This is a genomic window from Pseudogulbenkiania sp. MAI-1 (assembly GCF_000527175.1).
GTDB lineage: Bacteria > Pseudomonadota > Gammaproteobacteria > Burkholderiales > Chromobacteriaceae > Pseudogulbenkiania.
The window spans coordinates 1,350,510-1,375,304 of sequence record NZ_AZUR01000001.1; the positions used below are offsets into that span (position 1 = coordinate 1,350,510).

A 24,795-nucleotide genomic window follows, 5' to 3' on the forward strand; every position below is an offset into this window, starting at 1 on the left:
AGTCTAAAAAAACGCCACTACCCAACTCATTTGGTGACTCGAAGGCCCTCAAGATAGCTGGTCAAGATCATGTTGTTCATATCAGATGGGCGAGTAATCGCAACATATTCGACAACAAAACCAAACTCCTCGGGCAGCAGTCTTCGCATCACACCCTGCTCAACCCAACCCTCGGCATAATGGGTCGGCAAAAAGCCGACAAAGCAGCCTGTCATGATCAAAAAGGCCGTCCCTTCACGGTCACTGGCAATGGCCGACGTTTTAAACCGGGCATATTGTTCCCTGATGGATTCTGGCTGGGCATAAGCCGCCTCCACGGCATCCAGGGCTTCGACATCAGACACCTTTAATTCGGCATCGGCCACAGAAAACAAGGGATGCACTTCTCCGCAATACAGCCCCCACTGCTCATCGTAAATCGGATAGTAATCAAGCCCAGGGCATGTCCTGAATTTAGGCACCATACCTATATGGAAAACCCCGTTCAATACGCCTTTTTCAATCTCGTTAGGTGGCAGCATGCGGATATTGATCGTGACTTCCGGCGCCTGACGCTTAAGCGATTGTAGGGAGTGAACAATACGCATGCGGCGCATCGTGATCAGGTTATCGGTAATGCCGATCCTGAACTCACCCTTCAGATAGGAGTGAATGGCGTTGATCTGGCTTCTGAAGGTGTCCAGTGAAGCCAGCAACTCCAGCGTGTTGTCGTAGGTCTGGCGCCCCGCCTCGGTCAGAGAAAACCCGGACCGCCCGCGATTGCAGAGCTTGAAGCCCAGGCGCTTTTCAAGGTCGGACATGCTCTGACTGATCGCCGAGCCTGTCACATTGAGCTCCGCCTCGGCCGCAGCAAACCCTCCCGACTCAACCACCGTCTTGAAGACCCTCAGATGCCGAAGGTCCAGATCACTGAGCTGCCCGCTGAAGTGCATCCGGGTAGTCGCCATAGCTAAGCCCATCCTTAAGTAAACAACACGAAGTTTGTATTTATCGGCCGACCGCAGAATTGCAGACTGGTTTCACCAGAAGCCCTGTCCATCACATACAACTGCAGGAGATACACATGTCGGCCCGCTATGTCAAACCCTTGGCCACTGCCGCCCTTGAGCCTGGTGTAGCCAGCGCCACCCCACAAGACATTCTCTTGAGTGGGGATGGCCTTACCACGACCTGGCTTTCTTTCAAATCGGCTAATGGAAACGTTATCAGCGGCATCTGGGCATCCGATGCTTTCAGCAAGAAGAAATCCCACCCCGACGAAATGGAGTTTTGCTACCTGATTGAAGGCCGCGTGAAACTGACGGATGCCCAAGGCAATAGCAGCGTTTTCAATGCGGGTGAGGCTTTTATTGTCGAGCCCGGTTTCGATGGCCTTTGGGAATCGGAAACGCCGGTCCGCAAATACTTCGTCATTGCCAAATGCCGCTGATCCGGCTTTTCCCGGCTACCAGTGAGCATCTCTTCACAAAGGAACAGTCATGACCAAGTACCGGGACACCAGTTTCTGGTTCAGCACCCTGAATGATGATCCAAATCCTCGGCCTTGCTTGCCTGGGCCGATCGATGCCGATGTCGCTATTGTCGGCGCAGGGTATACCGGACTGTGGACCGCTTATTATCTAAAAACCCTGGCGCCACACTTGAACGTGGTCATTCTCGAGGCGGAAATCGCCGGTTACGGCGCTTCGGGTCGTAATGGCGGTTGGGTGGCGGGCTACATCACCGGCCTGGAAAAATACATGGCGCCACTCCCCATGGCCGAGCGCCGGGAATGCTGCCGTCTGCTCTTCGACAATGTCGACATGATCGGCGAAACCTTGCGCCGGGAAGGCATCGACGCGGATTTCCATAAAGGCGGCGTTCTCTATGCTGCGGCTCGCTTTCCCGAGCAAATCGCCATGCAACGGCAGGTATTGGCGCAGTTGTACGAGGCCGGGCACACGGAAGAGGACTGCCGCTGGCTCAATGCAGAGGAACTGGCCGACAAGGTTCGGCTGCGCAATGGCTTTGGCGCCGTCTATAAACGCCACTGCGCGATAGTCAATCCGGCGCGCATGGTGCGGGGTCTGGCGGAGGCCGTGGAGCGCAAGGGCGTCAAGATCTTCGAGCAGACGCGAGTGCATTCGATTCAGCCCGGAGTGGTTGAAACAGAGCACGGCCGGGTGCGTGCTTCGATCGTGGTACCGGCCCTCGAAGGGTATTCCAGCACCGTAGGCAATTACGGCCGCTACATCATCCCGGTTCAGAGCCTGATCGTGGCCACGGAACCCCTGCCCCAATCGCTTTGGGATGAAATCGGCCTCGAAGATCGCCCTGCGTTCTGCGACGGCGGCCGAATGATCAGCTACGGGCAGCGCTCCGCCGATAACCGCATGATCTTTGGCGCGCGTGGAGGCTACGTCTACGGAGCCAAGCCACGGAGCGAATTCTCGCTGGCGGACCAGGAATTCCGGCTGCGCGAGGAACTGCTCTATGACCTGTTCCCCATGCTCAAGGGGGTGAAGATCACCCATGGCTGGGGAGGTTCCCTCGGGATGCCACGCCAGTTCGCGCCGCATGCCGTATTCGACCCCCAAACCGGGCTCGCTACCGCTGGCGGCTACGGCGGACAGGGGGTAGGGCCATCGCATCTGTTCGGCAGAACCTTGGCGGACCTGATTCTCAAGCGGGAAACCGCCCTTACCCGGATGCCCTGGGTCTTCAACAACACATCAGTAGGTAAGGCTTTGCGTCAGTGGGAGCCAGAGCCATTCAAATGGCTGGCGTCACGGGCAATCCTCTCTGCGTTTACGTGGGAGGAAAGCCTCTATCAGCTCAAGAACGTTGCCCCTTGGCGCAAGACCTTGGCTTCCTGCTTGAGCAAATCCCTTTCCCTATTGATGCGCTGATTCAGGTTGCCCAGCTTGGGCCCCAGCTCTGGAACCGGCGGAACACAGAACGACATTCAATCCACCACTCACACCCGGATACCACGACACAACCGGGGCGTGGCATTACAGAGGAGAAACTCATGACGACGATTGGCCACCTCATCAATAATCAATTGCAGCCAGGCGGCAGCCGCAGCACCGCCGTCTACAACCCCTCCACCGGCGCCGCCATCCACCAATTGCCATTGGCGGACGTCGCCACCGTGGAAATAGCCGTTGCCGCCGCCAAGGCCGCCTACCCGGCCTGGCGCAACACCCCGCCCGCCAAGCGCGCGCAAGTGATGTTCCGCTTCAAGCAACTGCTGGAAGCCAACGAACAGCGCATCGCCCAGCTCATCAGCGAAGAACACGGCAAGACGCTGGAAGACGCGGCCGGCGAACTGAAGCGCGGCATCGAGAACGTCGAGTACGCCTGCGGCGTGCCGGAACTGCTCAAGGGCGAGTACAACCGCAACGTCGGCCCCAACATCGACGCCTGGTCCGACTTCCAGCCCCTGGGCGTGGTGGCCGGCATCACCCCGTTCAACTTCCCGGCCATGGTGCCGCTGTGGATGTACCCGCTCGCCATCGCCTGCGGCAACACCTTCATCCTCAAGCCGTCCGAGCGCGACCCGAGTTCGACGCTCTTGATCGCCCAACTGCTGCACGAAGCCGGCCTGCCCAAGGGCGTGCTGAACGTGGTGCACGGCGACAAGGAAGCGGTGGACGCGCTGATCCAGTCCCCGGACGTGAAAGCCCTCAGCTTCGTCGGCTCGACCCCGATTGCCGAATACATCTACAGCGAGGCTACCCGGCGCGGCAAGCGCGTGCAGGCCCTGGGCGGCGCCAAGAATCACGCCGTGCTGATGCCGGATGCCGACCTCGACAACGCCGTCAGCGCGCTGATGGGCGCCGCCTACGGCTCCTGCGGTGAACGCTGCATGGCGATCTCGGTAGCGGTCTGCGTGGGCGACCAGGTGGCCGACGCCCTGGTGGGCAAGCTCACGCCGCAGATCAAGGCCCTGAAGATCGGCGCCGGCACCAGTTGTGGCCTCGACATGGGCCCGCTGGTCACCGCCGCCGCCCGCGACAAGGTGGTCGGCTACATCGATGACGGCGTCGCTGCCGGTGCCGAGCTGGTGGTGGACGGCCGTGGCTACCGCGTCGCCGGCCATGAAGAGGGCTACTTCGTCGGCGGCACCCTGTTCGACCGCGTTACCCCGGAGATGCGCATCTACCAGGAAGAAATCTTTGGCCCGGTGCTGTGCGTGGTGCGCGTCAACAGCCTGGAAGAAGCCATCGCCCTGATCAATGCCCACGAATACGGCAACGGCACCTGCATCTTCACCCGCGACGGCGAGGCGGCTCGCCTGTTCGCCGACCAGATCGAAGTCGGCATGGTCGGCATCAACGTGCCGCTGCCAGTGCCGGTGGCCTACCACAGCTTCGGCGGCTGGAAGCGCTCGCTGTTCGGCGACCTGCACGCCTACGGCCCGGACGGCGTGCGCTTCTACACCCGGCGCAAGGCCATCACCCAGCGCTGGCCGCAACGCGCCAGCCACGAGGCCTCGCAGTTCGCCTTCCCGAGCCTTTAATTGCCAGAACCTAAAGCTCAAGGAAGTACAAAGATGTTCATTTTTGCCACCCACGCCTGCCATCCATCATTCATCGGATGAGCAGGCGACATTGGCAGCGCAACACTTGCCAATGAAGACATACCTACAAAGGAGAGACATGATGGCTAACATTCGTCATTTTCGTACCAAATTTGTTTTCGCAGCTGGACTGGGCCTCACCCCGCTGCTGGGGTTCGCGGCAGAAGAAATGGCAGTGAAGATCGGGTTGACCGGCCCACTCACCGGTCCTCAGGCTGCTATCGGCAAAGACCATGAAAATGGTCTGAGAATGGCGATGGATCGCCTCAATGCCCAGGGAATCGTGGTTGCCGGCAAGAAAGTACGCTTTGAGCTGATGTCGGAAGACGATGCCGCCGACCCACGCACTGGCATGACGGTAGCTCAGCGATTCGTCGATGCCAACGTCAAGGCCGTGCTCGGCCCCTACAACTCGGGTGTAGCCATCCCCATCTCCACGCTCCTCAATGATGCGGGCATCGTGATGGCAACAGTCGCCTCCAATCCGAAAGTCACCCAGAACGGCTACCCCTACGTTTTCCGGATTGGCGCCAGCGATACCCAACTGGGTACCAAAATGGGGACGTTCGCTGCGAAAAATCTGAAAGCGAAGAGTTTTGCCGTCATTGATGACCGTACTGCTTACGGTCAAGGTGTGGCCGATGAGTTCATCAAGGCGGCAAAGGCTAACGGCATCCAGATTGTCGCCCGGGAATTCACCACGGACAAATCGACCGATTTCGCTGCCATTCTGACCAGTATCAAAGCCGCCAAACCCGATGGCATTTTCTACGGGGGTTACTACTCCCAAGGTGGACCGATGCGTCGTCAGATGAAGCAATTGGGGCTGAAAGGCTATCTTCTGGGGGGTGACGCCATTTGCAATGAAGAGATGGCCAAACTGGGTCGGGACGCAGTGGATAGCGGCGTTTATTGCCCACAAGGTGGGCCGGTGCTCGAGCAGACCAGCGACGGCAAGCAATTCACGGCCGAATACAAAAAGCGCTTCAAGGTCGAGCCGCTCACCTATGGCGCCTCCATGTATGACGGTCTCAACGTCATTGCCAAGGCCATGCAGAAAGCCAACTCGGTCGAACCCAAGCAATACCGCGCGGCACTGGCGGCCATCAGTCAACAGGGCGTAGCCGGCACCTACCAGTTCGACGACAAGCGGGACCTCAAAAACTCCCCGATCACGGTGTACTCGTTCAAGAACGGCCAGCCGGTCCCTGTCCCTGAGGGTAAATAACCGTCAACAAACCGTACCACTCGCTATGAGCCGGTCGGAAACGCCGTAATTGGTCTGGGCCTCTCGAAACGCCGTTCCCCAAGACCGGGGGCGGCGTTCATTCTGACCTGGCTACGCCGTTACCCTGACAAAAACAATAGGAAGTGCGTTAAGCACACACGCTTCAAAGGAGAGATTTCCCTTGGATATCTTTATTCAACAAATCCTCAATGGCTTCGTCCTGGGTAGCATCTACGCGCTGATCGCGCTGGGCTACACCATGGTGTACGGGATCATGGGGCTGATCAACTTCGCCCATGGCGAAGTCGTCATGATGGGGGCCATGGTCACCATCACCGTCGTCACCTCCCTGATGGGCGCCGGCCTCGGCCTGCCCGGACCGGCGCTGGTGCTGATCGGTCTCTTGATCGCCATCCCGGCCTGCGCGCTGCTCGGCTTCACCATCGAGCGTGTCGCCTACCGCCCGCTGCGCAACGCCCCGCGTCTCGCGCCGCTGATCACCGCCATCGGCCTGTCGATCGTGCTGCAGCAGGTCGCCATCCTGATCTGGGGCCGCAACTACATCCCGTTCCCGCCGATCCTGAGCCATGACACCATCGAGATCTTCGGCGCCAGCATTACCATGCTGCAAGTCATCATCATCGTGCTGTGCCTGGCCATCATGGCCGGCCTGTTGATCATGGTCGAGAAGACCAAGCTCGGCCGCGCCATGCGCGCCACCAGCCAGAACCCGGGCGTGGCCTCGCTGATGGGCGTCAACGTCAACACCATCATCTCCTCCACCTTCATGCTGGGCTCCGCGCTGGGCGCCATCGCCGGCGTGATGGTCGCCACCAACTACGACCAGGCGCACTACTACATGGGCTTCCTGATCGGCCTGAAGGCCTTCACCGCGGCGGTACTGGGCGGCATCGGCAACCTGGGCGGCGCGGTGGCGGGCGGCATCCTGCTCGGCATCATCGAAAGCCTGGGCGCGGGCTACATCGGCACCCTGACCGGCGGCTTCCTCGGCAGCCACTACCAGGACATCTTCGCCTTCATGGTGCTGATCCTGGTGCTGATCTTCCGTCCGTCCGGCCTGTTGGGCGAAAAAATGGCCGACCGTGCCTGATCGAAGGAGAACAACCACCATGACCATGGCACTCGAAATGAACAAGCAAGCCAGCCCCAAGAAAGTCGGCCTGTTCCTGGTATCGGCCGTCGCCCTCGCGGTGCTGCCGTTCCTCATTGGCGGTCTCTTGGGCAACTCCTGGCTGCGCATCATCGACTTCGCGCTGCTCTACGTGATGCTGGCGCTGGGCCTCAACATCGTGGTCGGCTTCGCCGGCCTGCTGGACCTGGGCTTCATCGCCTTCTACGCCGTCGGTGCCTACACCTTCGCGCTGTTGGGCTCGCCGCACTTCGATATCCACCTGCCGTTCTACATCACCATCCCGCTGGGCGCCTTGCTCGCTGCCTTCTTCGGCGTGCTGCTGGGCACCCCGGTGCTGCGGCTGAAGGGCGACTATCTGGCGATCGTGACGCTGGGCTTCGGTGAAATCGTGCGCATCTTCATGAACAACCTGAACGCGCCGGTCAACATCACCAACGGCCCGCAAGGCATCAGCCTGATCGACCCGGTCAAGGTCGCCGGGCTGTCGTTCGGCAAGCCGCTCGAAATCGCCGGCTACACCTTCAACAGCGTCTACCTCTACTACTACTTCTTCCTGGCGCTGACCGTGCTGGTGGTGATCATGGCCTGGCGCCTGCAGCACTCCCGCATCGGCCGGGCCTGGGTCGCGATGCGCGAAGACTCCATCGCCGCCGCCGCCATGGGCCTCAACATCCGCAACATTAAGCTGCTGGCGTTCGCGCTGGGCGCCTTGTCGGGTGGCGTGGCGGGCGGCCTGTTCGCCTCGTTCCAGGGCTTCATCTCGCCGGAATCGTTTGGCCTCTTGGAATCAATCATGATCCTGGCCATGATCGTGCTGGGTGGCATGGGCCACATCCCGGGCGTGATCTTGGGGGCGGTGGTGCTCACCGTGGCCCCGGAAATCCTGCGTGACGTGATCGGCCCGCTGCAGATGAAAACCTTCGGCCGCATGCTGATCGACCCTGAGAACGCCCGCATGCTGCTATTCGGCCTCGCCCTGGTGGTGATGATGCTGGTCCGTCCGGAAGGCATGTGGCCCTCCAAGCGCCGCAAGGCCGAATTCGACGACGCCAAGAAAGGTTAAGCCATGGCCCACGCCCTGCTCAAAATCGACGGCATCAACAAGCGCTTTGGCGGCCTGCATGCCCTCAACAACGTCGCCCTCACCATCAACAAGGGTGAAATCTACGGTCTGATCGGCCCCAATGGCGCCGGCAAGACCACGCTGTTCAACGTGCTCACCGGGCTCTACCAGCCCGACGAAGGGACCTTCACCTTCGACGGGAAGGACCTGTTCCGCGCCAAGCCGCACATCGTGGTCGAAAGCGGCATCGCGCGCACCTTCCAGAACATCCGCCTGTTCGCCGAGATGACCGCCCTGGAAAACGTCATGGTCGGGCGCCACATCCGCTCCAAGGCCAACGCCCTGGGCGCGATCCTGCGCGACAAGAAGACCATGGCCGAGGAAAAGGCCATCGAAGAGAAGGCCTGGGAACTCTTGGCCTACGTCGGCATCACCGACGTCGCCTATGAGCGCGCCCGCAACCTGTCGTACGGCCACCAGCGCCGCCTCGAGATCGCCCGCGCGCTCGCCACCGAGCCCAAGCTCTTGGCGCTCGACGAACCGGCCGCCGGCATGAACCCGAGCGAAACCGAAGACCTCAAGGCGCTGATGGAAAAGATCCGCAAGGACGGCGTCACCGTGCTGCTGATCGAACACGACGTCAAGCTGATGATGGGCCTGTGCGACCGCATCGCCGTGCTCGACTACGGCAAGAAGATCGCCGAAGGCGTGCCGGAAGTGGTGCGCAAAGACCCGAAAGTGATTGAAGCCTACCTGGGAGCGGCCCACGCATGAGTCGACTGTTGGAAGTCAAAAACCTGCAAGTGTCGTACGGCGGCATCCATGCCGTGAAAGGCATCGACCTGCACATCGAACAAGGCGAACTGGTCACGCTGATCGGCGCCAACGGCGCCGGCAAGACCTCGACGCTGCGCACCCTGGTCGGCATGGAAAAGAAATCCGGCGGCAGCATCGTCTACGACGGCAAGGAAACCGCCCACATCCCGGCGCACAACTTCGTGCGCCACGGCCTGGCCATGGTGCCGGAAGGCCGCGGCATCTTCGCCAAGTTGACCGTGGAAGAGAACCTGCTGATGGGCGCGTTCTACCGCGACGACAAGGCGGCGATCCAGAACGAGCTGGAACACGTCTACGAGCTGTTCCCGCGCCTGAAGGAACGCTTCAAGCAGCTCGCCGGCACGCTGTCGGGCGGCGAACAGCAGATGGTGGCGATGGGCCGGGCGATCCTGTCCAAGCCCAAGCTCTTGCTGTTGGACGAACCGTCAATGGGCCTGGCGCCGATCATCGTGCAGAAGATCTTCGAGATCATCCAGATGATCTCGGCGCAGGGCGTGACAATGCTGCTGGTGGAGCAGAACGCCAAGCTGGCGTTGGAGATCAGCCAGCGCGGCTACGTGATGGAGAGTGGCCGCATCACGATGAGCGGCCCGGCACGCGATCTGCTGAACGACGAGCGGGTGCGTAACGCCTATCTGGGCGGCTGACCCGAGCAAGCAATGAATGCGACTCTTGGCCCCGGCGTGCTGGTTCACCAGCTCCTCGGGGCTTTTTTGAATTGAGTGGCAATTACCGCTTAACGGTTTGTTTTACTCACGGACTTCATGATACGAAGCTTATAAGGAACTGCTGCTGCCATGAATCTCTCATCTATCGGAAAAAAACTTTACCTTGGATTTCTCGTCGTATTGATCGTGATGGCTGCTCTGGTGCTATCGAGTTGGCAGTCACTACGTCAGTTACATGAGGCCAACGAACTCAATACCCACTCCTACCAGGTGGTGTCGGCCATTGATGGCCTATGCGATCTCGGTCTACCCGATGAAAGAAGCCGCTATGCACTCTTCGGGCCCATAGAAGCTTTGAACTAGAGCCGCAGTGATTCCAATGTTAACCATATAGAGGCCAACCCAACATGCCACTCCTCAAATTCGACATCATCCAGGGACGCAGTGACGAGCAGATCCGGACACTCCTGGACTCCGCCCACCAAGCTATGGTTCAAGCCTTTGAAGTTCCTCCAAGTGACCGCTATCAATGTGTCACTCAGCATCGCCCCGGGGAACTCGTCTTGGAAGACACAGGCTTGGGCTATACACGATCTGTCAGCGTCGTTTTACTGACAGTCGTTACACGTCCAAGATTGCCGGCGCAGAAAGTTGAGTTCTATCGCTTGTTGGCTGAGAAACTAGAAGCCGATTGCAGCCTGTCGCCTGATGATTTGATTATTTCGCTGGTGGAAAACGCAGATGCGGACTGGTCATTCGGTCGTGGGCGAGCTCAGTTCCTTACCAAGGAACTCTGATCCCGGTGGTCAAGGCTTTCCTGTTGGCCGCTGCCACCCGTCCTTACCTAACTCCCTGATCTGCTCCCCTATCTGCCATGAACCAACACTGCCCTGAACGGCCGGAGCGGATCGAAAGTTCCCATTCCCCGAGCCGGAAAGCTGACCTTCGACATTGGTGAAAGGGAATTGGCAGGTATGTAACCCTGAACAGACGTTCAGGGCAGATGGTGTGGCAGACCGCTTTGGCCGATGAGTTGTCGGGGGGTATCAGCTGGTAATGGCTGCTTTTAGTTTCGGTAAGCTTTCCGCGCGATCATGAGGTGCGACAACCCTGTCTGGACAAGTCTTGCAGACTGATGACGAGTTAGCTGTTTTCGACTTTAATTGATAGTTTGTGGGAGAACTGCTTCGGTTGGACCGGGTTGTTTTCGACTTTAGCTAAAACTCCAACTGAAACAGGTCCTCTGAAAGCCTTGCTAGAGCCGGGGGCTTGTTTTCGACTTTAATAGGCCAGAATACATGTCGAAACCCGATCTCAACCAGCTGATCACCCTTGACGTGCTGCTTACCGAAGGCAGCGTGGCGCGCGCGGCCCGGCGCTTGCGGCTGAGTCCGTCGGCGATGAGCCGGGCGCTGGCGCGACTGCGCGAGACGACGGGCGATCCGCTGTTGGTCAGGGCGGGACGCGGCCTCGTGCCCACGCCTCGTGCGCTGGAACTGCGCGAGCAGGTCGGTCAGCTCGTGCAGGATGCGGAAGCGGTGCTGCGCCCGGCCGAGAAGCTCGATCTCGCACAACTCGTCCGCACCTTCACGCTGCGCGTCGGCGACGGCTTCGTGGAAAACTTCGGGCCGAGCCTTATCGCCCGTATCGGCGAGGAAGCCCCCGGCGTGCGGCTGCGCTTCGTGCAGAAGCAGGACAAGGACAGCGCGCCGCTGCGCGACGGCAGCGTCGATCTGGATACCGGCGTGGTCGGGGAGGGGACGGGACCGGAAGTGCGCACGCGTGCCTTGTTCCGCGACCGTTTCATCGGCGTCGTGCGCATGGGGCACCCGCTGAGCCAGGGCGAGGTCACACCGGCCCGTTATGCGGCGGGCCGGCACATCCTCGTCTCGCGGCGCGGGCTCGACAAGGGGCCGGTCGATGACGTCTTGAAGCCGCTCGGGCTGGAGCGGGAGATCGTCACCATCGTCGGCGGTTTTGCTTCCGCGCTGGCCCTGGCTCGGGCCACCGAGCTGATCGCCACCGTCCCCGAACGCCATACGGGCAACTTGCGCGAGGGGCTGTTCAGCTTTGTCCTTCCGGTTTTCCCGCCGGAGATCACGGTTTCCATGCTCTGGCACCCGCGGATGGATGCCGACCCGGCGCATCGTTGGTTGCGCGGGTGCGTTCGAGAAGTGTGCACGCACAACTCACCGCTTGATCGAGGCGCAAAAGGGTAGGGGGACGATCAAACCGGATACCCACTTTTATTCCAACACGGCCGGCACGGCCTTCTCTGTGTCCGGTATTTCCGACGTCAGCTCGATCTGCTGCATCGGTATGTCCGTCTTGACACTGTGCACTCCCCTTTTATCATCCGGGTGAGGTGCTCGATCTGAAATTGCCGGTAGTCATCCAGATCGGAGGCGACAACCCGTAACAGGAAATCGCAGCAGAGGGAAATCGACCAGTGGTATATCGGCTATGTGGAGTCCTTGCCCGCCGTAGAACTGGCGCAAGGGGTCGAGGTCGAATTCATCGGCAGCGGACATGGCGCGATGTCGCGCAGCGATATCCGGCTGCACGTGGTCAATCACACTACCTATTACCGTGGCCATGCGGCGGATATTCTTTACCATCTGGAGATCGTGCCCCCCACCACCAACCCGCCGGTGTTCCTGCGGGAAGCCGCCCGGGCCGGCGCTTAGCGCAATGGCCGATTGTGCCAAGGGGCTGGCATGATCGCTGCGATGGCGGCGGCGTATCCGGCATAACGATTCCACGTTACCATACCGCCATCATGCCGCCAGTTCTGTCATAACGCTCAGCCATAACAAGATGAATCTCCGCCAGTTCGCCGCCCTGTTGAATCTGTCTCCCACCACCGTCAGCCGCGCCCTGAATGGTTTCCCCGAAGTGAATGCGGAAACGCGCGAGCGCGTGCTGGCGGCCGCCGCCCAGTACGGCTACCGGCCCAACACGGTGGCGCGGCGCCTGGCTACCGGCCGCACCGACAGCATCGGCCTGATCTACCCGTTCGAGCCGAGCGACCTGGGTGACCCGGTATTCCTGGACGTGATCGCCGGTATCACCGAGCGGCTGGCCGAGGAGCAGATGGACCTGGTGATCGTTTCGGCCGCCAAGTCGAACGAGTTGGCCACCTACCACCGCGTGGTGTCTGGCAGCCGGGTGGACGGCCTGATCGTGGCGCGTACCCAGGTGGACGACCCGCGTCTCAATTATCTGCAGGACAAGAACTTTCCTTTCGTCGCGCACGGCCGCTCGAACCTCAAGCAGCCTTACCCCTGGTTCGACTACGACAACGAGGCCGGCATGCGCATGGCGGTGGAGCGCTTGGCCGGCTTCGGTCATCGCGATATCGCGCTGATCAGCTCCCCGCTCAACATGAACTTCGCCAGGCAGCGCCGCCAGGGCTTTTTGCTCGGCCTCGATGCTGCGGGGCTTGAGCCGGTGCCGGAGCACTTGGTGGTGGGCGGGCTGGCGCCGGGGCAAGGCAGTGAGGCGATGGAGCGGCTGCTGGCATCGTCGCCGCGGCCCACTGCCGTGGTCGTCGACAACAACGTGGCAGCGGTCGGCGTGCTGCAGGCGTTGCGCCGTGCCGGTCTGGTGCCCGGCCGCGACATTTCGGTGGTCGTGTTCGGCAATATGCCGGCGCTCGACGGCGAGGCCAGCACGGTCAGCGCCGTCGTGCAGCCCGAGCCGCGCAAGGCCGGCCGCACCCTGGCCGAGCTGATGTTGGCACGTCTGGCCGGCAAGCCCGTAGCCGGGCTGACGCAGCTGTGGAAGCCGGTGCTGGTGGCCGGTGATACCGACGGGCCGCTGCCCGGCTGACGTCGCGAGTCGCTTGGTGCCAGGAGCCCCTGGAGGGGGCTCCCAGAGCTGATGCCCCTTTCCCCACCTTGTTGTCCATCCCCACCCAGAGCGGGTTAGCCAACCGCTAACCCGCCCATTCCCACGCTGGATCGCCCAGCGCCTGGCTGCGTGGCAGTGATCCGCATGGCGGCGACCGCCTTGTCGGCTCGGCCCCTTCGGCATGGGCGCATTGCCCGGTGTCTTTCCCGCGGCTTGTGCCGGGCGCCGGGCAAGCGAGGAGGCATACCCTGTTGGACGATAGCGCATGCTCAATCCAAACCGGTTTGGTTTTGCGCGTTGCAGCAAATATTATTTCCTTAATCTGTTTATATGGTTGTTATTGAAGGAAATTTAATTTTGCTGCTTTCAAAATTTGCTGCAAATGCACAATTGTTGGCAAAAAAGAAACACAAAATCTCACATTTTTTGGTCTTCCCACTATCTCGCCATACTCAAACCGGTTTGAACCAAGTATGATCGCACCACCAAATTCAAACCGGTTTGGATCGAAGTCAAACCGGTTTGATAGTGGATGATTGGCGCCGTACGGGCTTAATTTCGCACGATTCATGCCGGTTCGGCGCCGTTGGGGAAATAGTTAATAGGGTTCGATAAAACCCAGGGGTAGAAGATGAGACAACAACGTATCCTCCCGCTCGCGCTGGCCTTGGCTATGGCCGGCTCGGCTGGTGCCGTATTTGCTGAAGACGCTCCGCTCGATTTCCACGGCTACCTGCGTAGCGGCGTCGGCACCAACAGCGACGGCGGCGGTTCGCAGGCCTGCTTCCAACTGGCTGGGGCCGGTGCCAAGTACCGTCTCGGCAACGAGTGCGAAACCTACGCCGAGCTGGCGCTGGGCAAGCAGGTGTTCGAAGACAAGGAAACCGGAGCACGTTTCCGCGTCGATTCCCGCATCGCCATGTCGGCCAAGCAGTGGCAGGACTGGGAGGACACGAGCGGTGACGATCCCAAGTCGAAATTTGCGTTGCGCGAAATGTTCGTGACCGCTGAGAACATCGGCCTCGGCGAAGCCAAGGTGTGGGCCGGCAAGCGCTTCTACGACCGCCACGACGTGCACATCAACGACTTCTACTTCTGGGACAATTCCGGCCCTGGCGCCGGCATCGAGAACATCGACGTGGGCATCGGCCGCTTGGCCTACGCCTGGCGCCAGAACACCGTCGACTCCGGCAGCACCTCGGTGGATGGCCTGGATCACAAGGTGGGCGTGAGCGGCCACGATTTCCGCCTGTCCGGCATCAAGACCAACCCCGGTGGCGAGCTGACGCTGGGCCTGGATCTCCGCCGCGCCAAGAAGGACGACGCCGATACCGCCAACAAAACCACCAGCGGCGTGGCCTTCAACGTGATGCACCACCAGAACGGCGTGCTTGGCGGCTTCAACACGCTGGCGCTGCAGTATATGAAAGGCAGCATCGCCGGCAGTTTCGGCTATCCGAACCCGAACGCCGACAGTAACGACAAGCGCTACCGCATCGTCGACGCGCTGCAATGGCAGCCGGCCGGCAGCAACTTCTCCGGCATGGGCGTGGCCATCTGGGAAAAGACCCAGCCGGCCAGTGGCTCGGGCCAGGTGTGGACCTCGATCGGCCTGCGCCCTCAGTACGCCTTCACCAAGCACCTCGGCGCCGCGCTGGAACTCGGCTACGACCAGGTGAAGCCGGATAATGCGGAAACCCGCAAGCTGACCAAAGTGACCGCCGCCTTCCTGATCTCGCCGGACAAGGGCTTCTGGAGCCGCCCGCAGCTGCGCCTGTTCGCCACCTATGCCAAGTGGAACGAAGCCGCCCAGGCTTCCGCCGGTACCGGCGACGCGCTATCCGCCAGCGGCGTATTCGGCGACAAGACCCACGGCATGACCATCGGCGCCCAGGCAGAAGCCTGGTGGTAAGCCGCTCATAGCTTGAGCGAGGGAGGCGGGTGCGCCCGTCCCCTGGCAAGACAAACTGTAATGGCCCGGCTGGGCAGGAACTGAATAAAGATGAAATCTAACGGCGCGTGGTGGCGCGGCGGGGTGATCTACCAGATCTACCCGCGCAGCTTTGCCGACAGCAACGGTGACGGCGTGGGCGACCTGCCCGGCATTATTGAGCATCTGCCCTATGTGGCGAGCCTGGGCGTGGATGCGATCTGGGTTAGCCCGTTCTTCAAGTCGCCGATGAAAGACTTTGGCTACGATGTTTCCGACTACCGTGCGGTCGATCCGCTGTTCGGCCACATCGAAGACTTTCGCCGCCTGGTGGCCGTGGCGCACGAGCTCGGCCTCAAGGTGATGATCGACCAGGTGCTGTCGCATACCTCGGAAGACCACGCCTGGTTCAAGGAAAGCCGCGTCAGCCGCGACAACCCGCGCGCCGACTGGTACGTGTGGGCCGACGCGCAGCCGGACGGCTCCCCGCCCAACAACTGGCTGTCGGTGTTCGGCGGGTCCGCTTGGCAGTGGGACACGCGCCGGCATCAGTATTATCTGCACAATTTCCTGGCCAGCCAGCCCGACCTCAACTTCCACACGCCGGCGGTACAGGACGCCATCATGGCCGAAGTGCGCTTCTGGTTAGAGCTTGGCGTGGATGGCCTGCGTTTCGACGCCTGCAATTTTCATTTTCATGACCCGCTGCTGCGCAGCAACCCGGCAGCGGAACAGCGCGATAACGCCACCGTCACGGCCGGCAACCCATACAGCTACCAGTCGCACCAGTTCGACAAGTCGCAGCCGGAGAACTTGCCGTTTCTCAAGCGCCTGCGGTCTTTGCTGGACGAATACGGGGCAGTCGGCCTGGGCGAGATCGGCGACGACGACAGCCTGGCGCGCATGGCCGAATACACCGCCGGCAACGACAAGCTGCACATGGCCTACAGCTTCAACCTGCTGACGTCGGAATTCTCCGCCGCGCATATCCGCAGGCAGGTGGAAGAACTGGAGGCGCAGATCGGCAGCGGCTGGGCCTGCTGGACCACCGGCAATCACGACTCGGTCCGCGTCTTGACACGCTGGGGCCGCAACGTGGAGCATCCGCGCTTTTCGCGCACCATCCTCGCCATGTTGTTGTCTCTGCGCGGCTCGGCCTGCTTGTATCAGGGCGAAGAGCTGGCGCTGCCGGAAGCCGAACTCGACTTCGAACAATTGCAGGACCCCTACGGGATCGCCATGTGGCCGGAATTCAAGGGCCGTGACGGCTGTCGCACGCCGATGCCGTGGCGCCACGACGCGCCGCACGGCGGCTTCAGCTCGGCCGAGCCGTGGCTGCCGGTGCCGGCCGCGCACCTGGCGCGCGCCGTAGACAAACAGGATGCCGAGGCGGATTCGGTATTGCAGTTCTACCGCCGCTTCATCCCATGGCGCCGCAGCCAGGCAGAGCTGGTGTCCGGCACCATCCGCTTTCTCGACGGCAACGACGCGGTGCTGGCGTTCACGCGTGACGACCGCGTGGTTGCGGTGTTCAATCTGAGCGCCGAGCCGCAGGCGCTGACCTTGCCGTTCGACGTCGCCGCGCTGGATGGCCATGGCCTCGATGGCGCTGTGCAGCGGGGCCGCACGCTCGAGCTCGACGCTTGGGGCGGCTGGTTCGGCAGGATGGGGTGTTGACATGGTTGTAGGGCGGAAAACGAAGTTTCTGCAGAGCTAAAAGCGCAGCGCGTTTCCGTCTTGCTCGATTAAGACAACCATTCGGACGGTCTATTCGGCAGGCAAACAGAAAAAGCCGGAACAACACGGCACAAGCAGGAGAAAACTATGGCAGCAGTCAGTCTACAAGGCATCGAAAAGGACTTCGGCTCGACCCGAACCCTGTTCGGCATCGACCTCGAGATCGCCGATGGCGAGTTCGTGGTATTCGTCGGCCCGTCCGGCTGCGGCAAGTCGACGCTGTTGCGCTCGATCGCCGGCTTGGAGGAAATCACCGGCGGCGAGCTGAAGATCGACGGCGTGCGCGTGAACGAACTGCCGCCGGTCAAGCGCGGCATCTCGATGGTGTTCCAGTCGTACGCACTCTATCCGCACATGTCGGTGTTCGAGAACATGGCGTTCGGCCTCAAACTCGCCGGCCAGCGCAAGGCGGACTACACGCAGCAGGTCGAGCAGGTGGCCAAGGTGCTGCAGATCGAGCATCTGCTTGCGCGCAAGCCGAAGGAGCTGTCGGGTGGCCAGCGCCAGCGCGTGGCGATCGGCCGCGCCATCGTGCAGCGCCCCAAGGTGTTCCTGTTCGACGAGCCGCTGTCCAACCTCGACGCCGCGCTGCGCGTGCAGATGCGTATCGAGATCGCCCGCCTGCACCGCGAACTCAAGACCACCATGATCTACGTGACCCATGATCAAGTGGAAGCGATGACCCTGGCCGACCGCATCGTGGTGCTGCGCGCCGGCCGCATCGAGCAGGTGGGCACGCCGACCGAACTGTATTACGAACCGGCCAACCGCTTTGTCGCCGGCTTCCTCGGCTCGCCCTCGATGAACTTCCTCACCGGTACGCTGACTGGCGTCGACCCGCAGGGCGCCACCGTGACGCTGGCCGACCAGCAGCGGGTACGCGTGAGCGTGGATGCCGGCTCCGCCCGCATCGGCGACGAAGTCACCGTCGGCATCCGCCCCGAACACCTGAGCCTGGGCGTGGATGGCAACGCGTTCAATGGCAAGACGATCGCCATCGAGCACCTGGGCGATTCCTCGGTGCTGTACTTCGACGCGCCCGGCAGCAGCGAGCCGGTGTCGGCGCGCCTGCCGCCGCTGGCCCAGGCCGAGCCGGGCCAGGCCTGCCGGCTGGCGTTCGACCCGGCCAACGGCCACCTGTTTACCGCAGACGGTATCGCGCTGCGCCGGCTGCACCCCAAGGTTCAAAACAATACCAAACCCGCGGAAGCCTGCCCGCAGTAGGCGGCATTCCAGCGTTGATGTGCCACCGCCATAAAGAGAAGAGGAGAAATAGCATGACCATGACCCGCCGCCAATTCGGCAATGTTGCGATGTTGTCGCTCTCGCTGGCCGTTGCCGGCGCCTTTGCCGCCCCTTATGCCGCCGCTGCCGACAACGGCAAGCTGGTGATCTGGATCAACGGCGACAAAGGCTACCGCGGCCTGGCCAAAGTCGGCGAGGAGTTCACCAAGAAAACCGGTGTGCAAGTGGTGGTCGAGCACCCGGAAGACGCGCCGGCCAAGTTCCAGCAGGCCGCCGCCGCCGGCAAGGGCCCGGACATCTGGGTGTGGCCGCACGACCGCCTGGGCGAGTGGGCCAGCGCCGGCCTGATCACGCCGATCAAGCCGAGCGCCAAGATACGCGGCGAGATCGAGGACATCGGCTGGCGCGCGTTCACCTCGGGCGGCAAGGTATGGGGCTACCCGATTGCGATCGAGGCGGTGGCGCTGATCTACAACAAGGATTTGGTGCCGACCCCGCCCAAGACCTTCGACGAAGTGATCGCGCTCGACAAGAAGCTGGCCGCCATGGGCAAGAAGGCCATACTGTGGGATTTCACCAATACCTACTTCACCTGGCCACTGCTGGGCGCGGGCGGCGGCTATCCGTTCAAGCATCAGCCTGACGGTTCTTACGATGCCAAGAACACCGGCGTGAACAACGCCGGCGCGGTGGCGGGCGTGAACACGCTGATGAAGCTGATCGACAGTGGCGCAATGCCGAAGAGCGCCTCGTATTCCGACATGGACGCCGGCGTGAACAAGGGCAAGATCGCCATGATGATCAACGGCCCGTGGGCATGGGACAACCTGAAGAAGAGCCGAATCAACTTCGGCGTGGCGCCGATCCCCACCGTGAACGGCAAGCCGGCCGCGCCGTTTGTCGGCGTGCTCGGCGCGATGATCAACGCCTCGAGCAAGAACAAGGAACTGGCCACCGAGTTCATCGAGAACAACATGCTGACCCTGCCGGGCCTCAAGACCATCAACGACGACGTGGCGCTCGGCGTACCGGCCAACAAGGCGTTCTACAGCCAGCTCAAGAGCGACCCGAACATCCAGGCCGCCATGATGAGCGCCAAGGGTGGCGCGCCGATGCCGAACAACCCGGAGATGGGCAAGTTCTGGTCGACCATGCAAACCACGCTGCAGAACATCACCCAGGGTCGCCAGAGCGTGAAGGCCGGCCTCGACGGGGCCGCGGCGCGCATCGCCACCAAGTAAGCAACTGGCTGGCACCCCTTTCCCATGGGTGAGAGAGAGAGGGCGGGGGAGGCAGGGGTCATGCCGGACCCTCTCCACCCTCCCTCGCCCAATGGGGCGAGGGAGCGCGAATCATGCAATACAGGGAATCAATAGCATGCAACGGATCAATCAGCGCCTGGCCTGGATGGGGGTGGGCGCGCTGCTTCTGCTGATCGGCTTCTGGCTGGTCTTCCTGGTCTACCAGGCCGGCCATTACTGGTTGGCGCTCGGCGGGCTCGTCTTGTTGGCCGCATCCGGCTGGGTATTCACTTCGCCGCGCGCCTACGCCTGGCGCTACCTCTATCCGGGGGTGGCCGCGATCTTGGTGTTCGTGCTGTTTCCGACGCTATACACCGTGCGCATCGGCTTTACCAACTACAGCTCGACCAACCTGCTGACCTTCTCGCGGGCCACCGCGTATCTGCTCGACCAGACCTATTCCAACGGCGGTGAACCGCTCAAGCTGGCGCTGTATCCGCGCGGCAAGAAATGGCAGCTCGCACTTTCCAGCGAGGCCGGCAAAACCTGGCTGTCAGACGAGGTGAAGCTTGGCGCGGCGAACAAGCAGACGCTTGCGCTGCGCGAAGCTGCCGTGCTGCCGGCCGGCGAGAAGGCGGGCCTGAAAGAGGTGATCGCAGAGCAGGCGGCGCTCAAGGCACTCGAGCTGACCCTGCCCGGCGTGGCTACGCCATACCGGCTGAGCTCGCTGAGTGAATTCGCGCCGGCCCAGCGCCTGTACCGCCAGGCCGCCGACGGCAGCCTGACCAACCAGCAGACCGGCGCCGTGTTGCGCGCCAACTTCAAGACCGGCTTCTACGAGACCGCCGCCGGCGAAAAGGTGGCGCCGGGCTTTCGCGTCAACGTGGGCTGGAGCAACTTCCAGCGCCTGTTCGACAGTGCCGAGCTGCAGGCACCGCTGCTGCGCGTGTTCGCCTGGACCGTGGTGTTCGCCGCGCTGACCGTGCTGTTCACCTTCAGCGTCGGCTTTACCCTCGCCACGGTGCTGAGCTGGGAAGCGCTGCGCTTCAAGACCGCCTACCGCGTGCTGTTGTTCCTGCCTTATGCCGTGCCGGGTTTCATCTCGATCCTGATCTTCCGTGGCTTGTTCAACGAGAATTTCGGCGAGATCAACATGGTGTTGAACGGCCTGTTCGGCATCCAGCCGAGCTGGTTTTCCGACCCCTTGCTCGCCAAGGTGATGCTGCTCCTGGTCAACACCTGGCTCGGCTACCCGTACACCATGCTGCTGAGCCTGGGACTGATCAAGTCGATTCCGGCCGACCTGTACGAGGCTTCCGCCATCAACGGCGCCAGCGCCTGGACCAACCTCACGCGCATCACGCTGCCCTTGGTGCTCAAGCCGATCGCGCCGTTGTTGATTGCCTCGTTCGCCTTCAACTTCAACAACTTCGTGCTGATTTCGCTGCTGACCGACGGCCGCCCGGACTTTACCGACAGCGTGGTGCCGGCCGGTACGACCGACATCCTCGTGTCGTACACCTACCGCATCGCGTTCCAGGATTCCGGCCAGAACTTCGGCCTGGCCGCCGCCATCTCGACCCTGATCTTTGTCCTGGTGGCCGTGCTCTCGCTGATCAACCTGCGCCTGTCGCGTGTGAACGCACAGGCAAAGAAATAAGGAGCCCAACATGGCCATGGTGCAAGACAAAACCCATCGCGGCCGGCTGGCGCTGGCGCACATCGGGCTGATCGCCTTCGTGCTGTTGACGCTGTTTCCGTTCCTGATGATCGTGTCGATCTCGCTGCGCCCCGGCAACTTTTCGGCCGGCAGCCTGATTCCGGATACCGTCAGCCTCGAGCACTGGAAGCTCGCGCTCGGTTTCTCGTATACCGACAGCGCCGGTCAGGTGATCCAGCCGCCGTTCCCGGTGCTGCGCTGGCTGTGGAACTCGGTCAAGATCGCCGGCATCAGCGCCACGGTGATCCTGCTGCTGTCCACCACCTGCGCCTACGCGTTCGCGCGGCTGCGTTTCCGTGGCCGCCAACTGGGCCTGAACGCGCTGCTGCTGGTGCAGATGTTCCCGGCCGTGCTGTCGCTGATCGCGATCTACGCCATCTTCGACCAGATCGGCAACTACGTGCCGTGGCTCGGCATCGACAGCCATGGCAGCGTGGTGCTGGCCTACGCCGGCGGCATCGCCCTGCACATCTGGACCATCAAGGGCTACTTCGACACCATCCCGGTGGAGATCGAAGAGGCCGCCATCATGGACGGCGCCAGCCACTTCCAGGCGTTCCGGCACGTGCTGTTGCCGATGGCGCTGCCGATCCTGTGCGTGGTGTTCCTGCTCGCCTTCATCGGCGCCATCATCGAATATCCGGTGGCCTCCATCCTGCTGCACCAGGAAGAAAACCTGACGCTGGCGGTGGGTTCCAAGTTATACCTTTACACCCAGAACTACCTGTGGGGCGATTTTGCCGCGGCCGCGATTCTGTCCGGCTTGCCAATCACCGTATTGTTCGTGGTGGCGCAGCGCTGGATGGTCAACGGGCTGACCAGCGGGGGTGTGAAGGGGTGAGTGTGTGAGCAGCGTGTAAGGGCGATGTTCTCCTTCTCGGCCGGTCCTGATCAGACCGGCCTTTTTTTGGTGCGCCCGGCAGGGCGCACCCACTTGACGGAGCCAGTCCGTGACACGCCCTAGGATCACGCCAGGTCGAAGCGGTCGAGGTTCATCACCTTGTTCCAGGCCGCGACGAAGTCATGGACAAACTTCTCCTCGGCGTCCGCGCTGCCATAGACTTCCGCCAAGGCCCTAAGCTGGGAGTTCGAACCGAAGACGAGATCGACACGGGTGCCGGTCCACTTGAGCTGCCCCGTTGCGCGGTCACGCCCCTCGAACACGTCCTTGGCGTCCGACACCGCCTTCCACTCCGTGCCCATGTCGAGCAGGTTCAGGAAGAAGTCGTTGGTCAGAGTCTCCGGCCGCTGGGTGAAGACCCCGTGCCGGCCCTGCCCGACGTTGGCGTTCAGGACGCGCAGGCCGCCCACCAGCACCGTCATCTCCGGCGCCGTCAGCGTCAGCAATTGCGCCTTGTCAACCAGCAGGGCCTCTGCCGATACCGGGTATTTGCCCTTGAGGTAGTTGCGGAAGCCGTCCGCGATCGGTTCGAGCACCGCCATGGAGACCACGTCGGTTTGCTCCTGCGAGGCGTCCATGCGGCCCGGCGCAAACGGAACCGTCACGGCGTGCCCCGCCTTCTGCGCCGCCTGCTCGACGCCGGCGCAACCGCCCAGCACGATCAGGTCGGCGAGCGAGACCTTCTTGCCGCCGGCCTGGGCGCTGTTGAACTCGCGCTGGATGCCTTCCAGCGTCTTGAGCACGGTCGCCAGTTGCTCAGGCTGATTGACTTCCCAATCCTTCTGCGGCGCGAGGCGAATGCGGGCACCGTTGGCGCCGCCGCGCTTGTCGGAGCCGCGGAAGGTGGACGCCGATGCCCAGGCGGTGGATACCAGTTGCGAGACGGACAGGCCCGAAGCCAGGATCTTGCCCTTGAGGGCGGCAATGTCCTGCTCATCGACCACCTGGTGATCGACCGCGGGGATGGGGTCCTGCCAGAGCAGTTCTTCCGCCGGCACTTCGGGGCCGAGATAGCGGGCGCGCGGCCCCATGTCGCGGTGCGTCAGCTTGAACCACGCCCGGGCGAATGCATCGGCGAACTGGTCCGGGTTCTCGTAGAAGCGCCGCGAGATCTTTTCGTAGGCCGGATCGAAGCGCAGCGACAGATCCGTCGTCAGCATCGTCGGAGCGTGGCGCCTGGACGGGTCGTGCGCGTCCGGGATGGTCCCCGCGCCCGCGCCGTCCTTGGCGACCCACTGGTGCGCACCGGCTGGACTCTTGCTCAGCTCCCATTCGTAGCCGAACAGGTTTTCGAAGAAGTTGTTGCTCCACTGGGTCGGCGTGGTCGTCCAGGTCACCTCCAGGCCGCTGGTGATGGTGTCGCCGCCTTTGCCGGTGCCGAAGCTGCTCGTCCAGCCCAGGCCCTGCTCTTCGATGCCGGCGGCTTCCGGCTCGGCCCCCACGTGGGACGCCGGACCGGCGCCGTGGGTCTTGCCGAAGGTGTGGCCGCCCGCGATGAGCGCCACCGTCTCTTCATCGTTCATCGCCATGCGGGCAAACGTTTCGCGAATATCCCTGGCCGCCGCGATCGGGTCGGGGTTGCCGTCCGGGCCTTCCGGGTTGACGTAGATCAGGCCCATTTGTACGGCCGCGAGCGGGTTTTCGAGGTCACGCTCGCCGGAGTAGCGCTTGTTCTCCAGCCAGGTGGTTTCGGCACCCCAGTAGACATCTTCTTCCGGCTCCCAGACGTCCTCGCGCCCGCCGGCGAAACCGAAGGTCTTGAAGCCCATCGACTCCAGCGCGACGTTGCCGGCGAGAATCATCAGGTCGGCCCAGGAGATCTTCCGGCCGTACTTCTGTTTGATCGGCCACAACAATCGGCGCGCCTTGTCGAGGTTGGCGTTGTCGGGCCAGCTGTTGAGGGGCGCGAAGCGCTGCTGGCCGGCCCCCGCCCCGCCTCGGCCGTCGCCGGTGCGGTAGGTGCCGGCGCTGTGCCAGGCCATGCGGATGAACAAGGGGCCGTAGTGGCCGAAGTCCGCCGGCCACCAGTCCTGCGAGTCGGTCATCAGCGCCAGGAGATCCTGCTTCACGGCCGCCAGGTCGAGACTCTTGAACTCCGCCGCGTAGTCGAAGCCCTCGCCTATGGGATCGGACAGGGACGAGTGCTGGTGCAGGATTTTCAGGTTCAGCTGATTGGGCCACCAGTCCTGGTTCGACGTGCCGCCGCCAGCGGTATGTTTGAAAGGGCATTTCGATTCAGTCGACATGGGTTTTCTCCTGTGGACATTGGCACTCAACTACCCGGCTCGGTGTGGAGACCGAGTGCCTTTCTTAAAGAGTAAGTATTCTCAATGGATTGGGGAAATTGATTTATCCGATGACTGCGAAATAAAAAAGCTAAGACCCTTGCTTACCTGCCGTTTCTGCTTGTCGCTTCCAGCGCTGGGAGCCTGTGTCTTTGCGGGGGGATACGCGAGGCTGGTCGTTGTCCGACGCCGAACGCTTCAACTATGACCCGGCCACGCGATGGCGCTGAATTTTGTGGGTTGTCGAGGGCGAGCTCCACATGGTGGAAGAGCAGGGGTGGCAGCCGTCCTCCAATACTCGGCCCCGCCTTGTCCGTGGCGTTCTACCCCGAAGTGATGGGAAGCCTGCTAGCAGTGCATCGCGGCATTTG

The 24,795-nt window shown here is 62.1% G+C and carries 22 protein-coding genes; 19 read left to right on the forward strand and 3 right to left on the reverse strand.

Annotation, left to right across the window (positions count from 1 at the left end; genetic code table 11):
• Nucleotides 1-26: 26 nt before the first annotated feature.
• Nucleotides 27-947: a LysR family transcriptional regulator gene (locus PSEMAI1_RS0106275; protein ID WP_198019584.1), complete on the reverse strand. Its 921-nt coding sequence runs from the start codon at nt 945-947 to the stop codon at nt 27-29.
• 116 nt (nt 948-1,063) lie between these two features.
• Here PSEMAI1_RS0106275 and PSEMAI1_RS0106280 point away from each other — a divergent pair, with 116 nt between their 5' ends.
• The 13 genes from PSEMAI1_RS0106280 to PSEMAI1_RS0106340 all read left to right on the forward strand — a co-directional run bounded on the left by PSEMAI1_RS0106280 (nt 1,064) and on the right by PSEMAI1_RS0106340 (nt 13,344).
• Entirely contained in the window at nt 1,064-1,429 is a 366-nt protein-coding gene (locus tag PSEMAI1_RS0106280) for a cupin domain-containing protein (protein ID WP_051460198.1), read from the forward strand.
• 49 nt (nt 1,430-1,478) lie between these two features.
• A complete protein-coding gene (locus PSEMAI1_RS0106285; protein WP_024302048.1) occupies nt 1,479-2,888 on the forward strand; it encodes an FAD-binding oxidoreductase in 1,410 nt (469 codons plus the stop codon).
• 122 nt (nt 2,889-3,010) lie between these two features.
• A complete protein-coding gene (locus PSEMAI1_RS0106290; RefSeq protein WP_024302049.1) occupies nt 3,011-4,504 on the forward strand; it encodes a CoA-acylating methylmalonate-semialdehyde dehydrogenase in 1,494 nt (497 codons plus the stop codon).
• Nucleotides 4,505-4,643: 139 nt separating this feature from the next.
• Nucleotides 4,644-5,792, forward strand: a complete 1,149-nt coding sequence (locus PSEMAI1_RS0106295) for a branched-chain amino acid ABC transporter substrate-binding protein (protein ID WP_084612638.1) — start codon at nt 4,644-4,646, stop codon at nt 5,790-5,792.
• Between the two features lie 181 nt (nt 5,793-5,973).
• On the forward strand, nt 5,974-6,903 hold the full coding sequence (locus PSEMAI1_RS0106300; RefSeq protein ID WP_024302051.1) for a branched-chain amino acid ABC transporter permease: 930 nt from the start codon (nt 5,974-5,976) through the stop codon (nt 6,901-6,903).
• A gap of 19 nt (nt 6,904-6,922) precedes the next feature.
• Entirely contained in the window at nt 6,923-8,008 is a 1,086-nt protein-coding gene (locus PSEMAI1_RS0106305) for an ABC transporter ATP-binding protein (RefSeq protein ID WP_024302052.1), read from the forward strand.
• 3 nt (nt 8,009-8,011) lie between these two features.
• Nucleotides 8,012-8,782 carry an ABC transporter ATP-binding protein gene (locus tag PSEMAI1_RS0106310; RefSeq protein WP_024302053.1) on the forward strand — a complete coding sequence of 257 codons (771 nt, stop codon included), beginning with the start codon at nt 8,012-8,014 and terminating at the stop codon, nt 8,780-8,782.
• Nucleotides 8,779-9,492, forward strand: coding sequence for an ABC transporter ATP-binding protein (locus PSEMAI1_RS0106315; protein ID WP_024302054.1), 714 nt, complete (start codon nt 8,779-8,781; stop codon nt 9,490-9,492). Before PSEMAI1_RS0106310 ends, PSEMAI1_RS0106315 begins: the two co-directional genes overlap by 4 nt.
• Before the next feature lie 150 nt (nt 9,493-9,642).
• The gene (locus PSEMAI1_RS21695) at nt 9,643-9,876 is read left to right on the forward strand and encodes a hypothetical protein (protein WP_156943092.1); all 234 of its coding nucleotides are present in this window, start codon (nt 9,643-9,645) and stop codon (nt 9,874-9,876) included.
• Nucleotides 9,877-9,920: 44 nt separating this feature from the next.
• A complete protein-coding gene (locus tag PSEMAI1_RS0106320; RefSeq protein WP_024302055.1) occupies nt 9,921-10,310 on the forward strand; it encodes a tautomerase family protein in 390 nt (129 codons plus the stop codon).
• A 501-nt stretch (nt 10,311-10,811) separates the two neighbouring features.
• Nucleotides 10,812-11,732 carry a LysR family transcriptional regulator gene (locus PSEMAI1_RS0106325; RefSeq protein WP_024302056.1) on the forward strand — a complete coding sequence of 307 codons (921 nt, stop codon included), beginning with the start codon at nt 10,812-10,814 and terminating at the stop codon, nt 11,730-11,732.
• 255 nt (nt 11,733-11,987) lie between these two features.
• Nucleotides 11,988-12,200 carry a hypothetical protein gene (locus PSEMAI1_RS0106335; protein ID WP_051460199.1) on the forward strand — a complete coding sequence of 71 codons (213 nt, stop codon included), beginning with the start codon at nt 11,988-11,990 and terminating at the stop codon, nt 12,198-12,200.
• A 130-nt stretch (nt 12,201-12,330) separates the two neighbouring features.
• Nucleotides 12,331-13,344 (forward strand): substrate-binding domain-containing protein, encoded by a 1,014-nt coding sequence (locus tag PSEMAI1_RS0106340; protein WP_024302058.1) that lies wholly within the window; start codon nt 12,331-12,333, stop codon nt 13,342-13,344.
• Nucleotides 13,345-13,702: 358 nt separating this feature from the next.
• Here PSEMAI1_RS0106340 and PSEMAI1_RS21700 read toward each other — a convergent pair whose 3' ends face one another.
• Nucleotides 13,703-13,936, reverse strand: coding sequence for a hypothetical protein (locus PSEMAI1_RS21700; RefSeq protein WP_156943094.1), 234 nt, complete (start codon nt 13,934-13,936; stop codon nt 13,703-13,705).
• A 60-nt stretch (nt 13,937-13,996) separates the two neighbouring features.
• On the opposite strand from PSEMAI1_RS21700, the gene PSEMAI1_RS0106345 reads away from it, so the two are divergent.
• The 6 genes from PSEMAI1_RS0106345 to malG all read left to right on the forward strand — a co-directional run bounded on the left by PSEMAI1_RS0106345 (nt 13,997) and on the right by malG (nt 22,079).
• Nucleotides 13,997-15,277: a carbohydrate porin gene (locus tag PSEMAI1_RS0106345; RefSeq protein WP_024302059.1), complete on the forward strand. Its 1,281-nt coding sequence runs from the start codon at nt 13,997-13,999 to the stop codon at nt 15,275-15,277.
• 90 nt (nt 15,278-15,367) lie between these two features.
• Complete coding sequence (locus PSEMAI1_RS0106350; RefSeq protein WP_024302060.1) at nt 15,368-16,972, forward strand: alpha-glucosidase family protein; 1,605 nt, start codon at nt 15,368-15,370, stop codon at nt 16,970-16,972.
• A 147-nt stretch (nt 16,973-17,119) separates the two neighbouring features.
• On the forward strand, nt 17,120-18,256 hold the full coding sequence (locus PSEMAI1_RS0106355) for an ABC transporter ATP-binding protein (protein WP_024302061.1): 1,137 nt from the start codon (nt 17,120-17,122) through the stop codon (nt 18,254-18,256).
• 53 nt (nt 18,257-18,309) lie between these two features.
• Nucleotides 18,310-19,518: a maltose/maltodextrin ABC transporter substrate-binding protein MalE gene (gene malE / locus PSEMAI1_RS0106360; protein ID WP_024302062.1), complete on the forward strand. Its 1,209-nt coding sequence runs from the start codon at nt 18,310-18,312 to the stop codon at nt 19,516-19,518.
• 136 nt (nt 19,519-19,654) lie between these two features.
• Nucleotides 19,655-21,178 carry a maltose ABC transporter permease MalF gene (malF, locus tag PSEMAI1_RS0106365; RefSeq protein WP_024302063.1) on the forward strand — a complete coding sequence of 508 codons (1,524 nt, stop codon included), beginning with the start codon at nt 19,655-19,657 and terminating at the stop codon, nt 21,176-21,178.
• Nucleotides 21,179-21,188: 10 nt separating this feature from the next.
• Nucleotides 21,189-22,079 (forward strand): maltose ABC transporter permease MalG, encoded by an 891-nt coding sequence (malG, locus tag PSEMAI1_RS0106370; RefSeq protein ID WP_024302064.1) that lies wholly within the window; start codon nt 21,189-21,191, stop codon nt 22,077-22,079.
• A 125-nt stretch (nt 22,080-22,204) separates the two neighbouring features.
• On the opposite strand, the gene katG is transcribed toward malG, so the two are convergent.
• Complete coding sequence (katG, locus tag PSEMAI1_RS0106375; protein ID WP_024302065.1) at nt 22,205-24,385, reverse strand: catalase/peroxidase HPI; 2,181 nt, start codon at nt 24,383-24,385, stop codon at nt 22,205-22,207.
• Nucleotides 24,386-24,795: the final 410 nt, after the last annotated feature.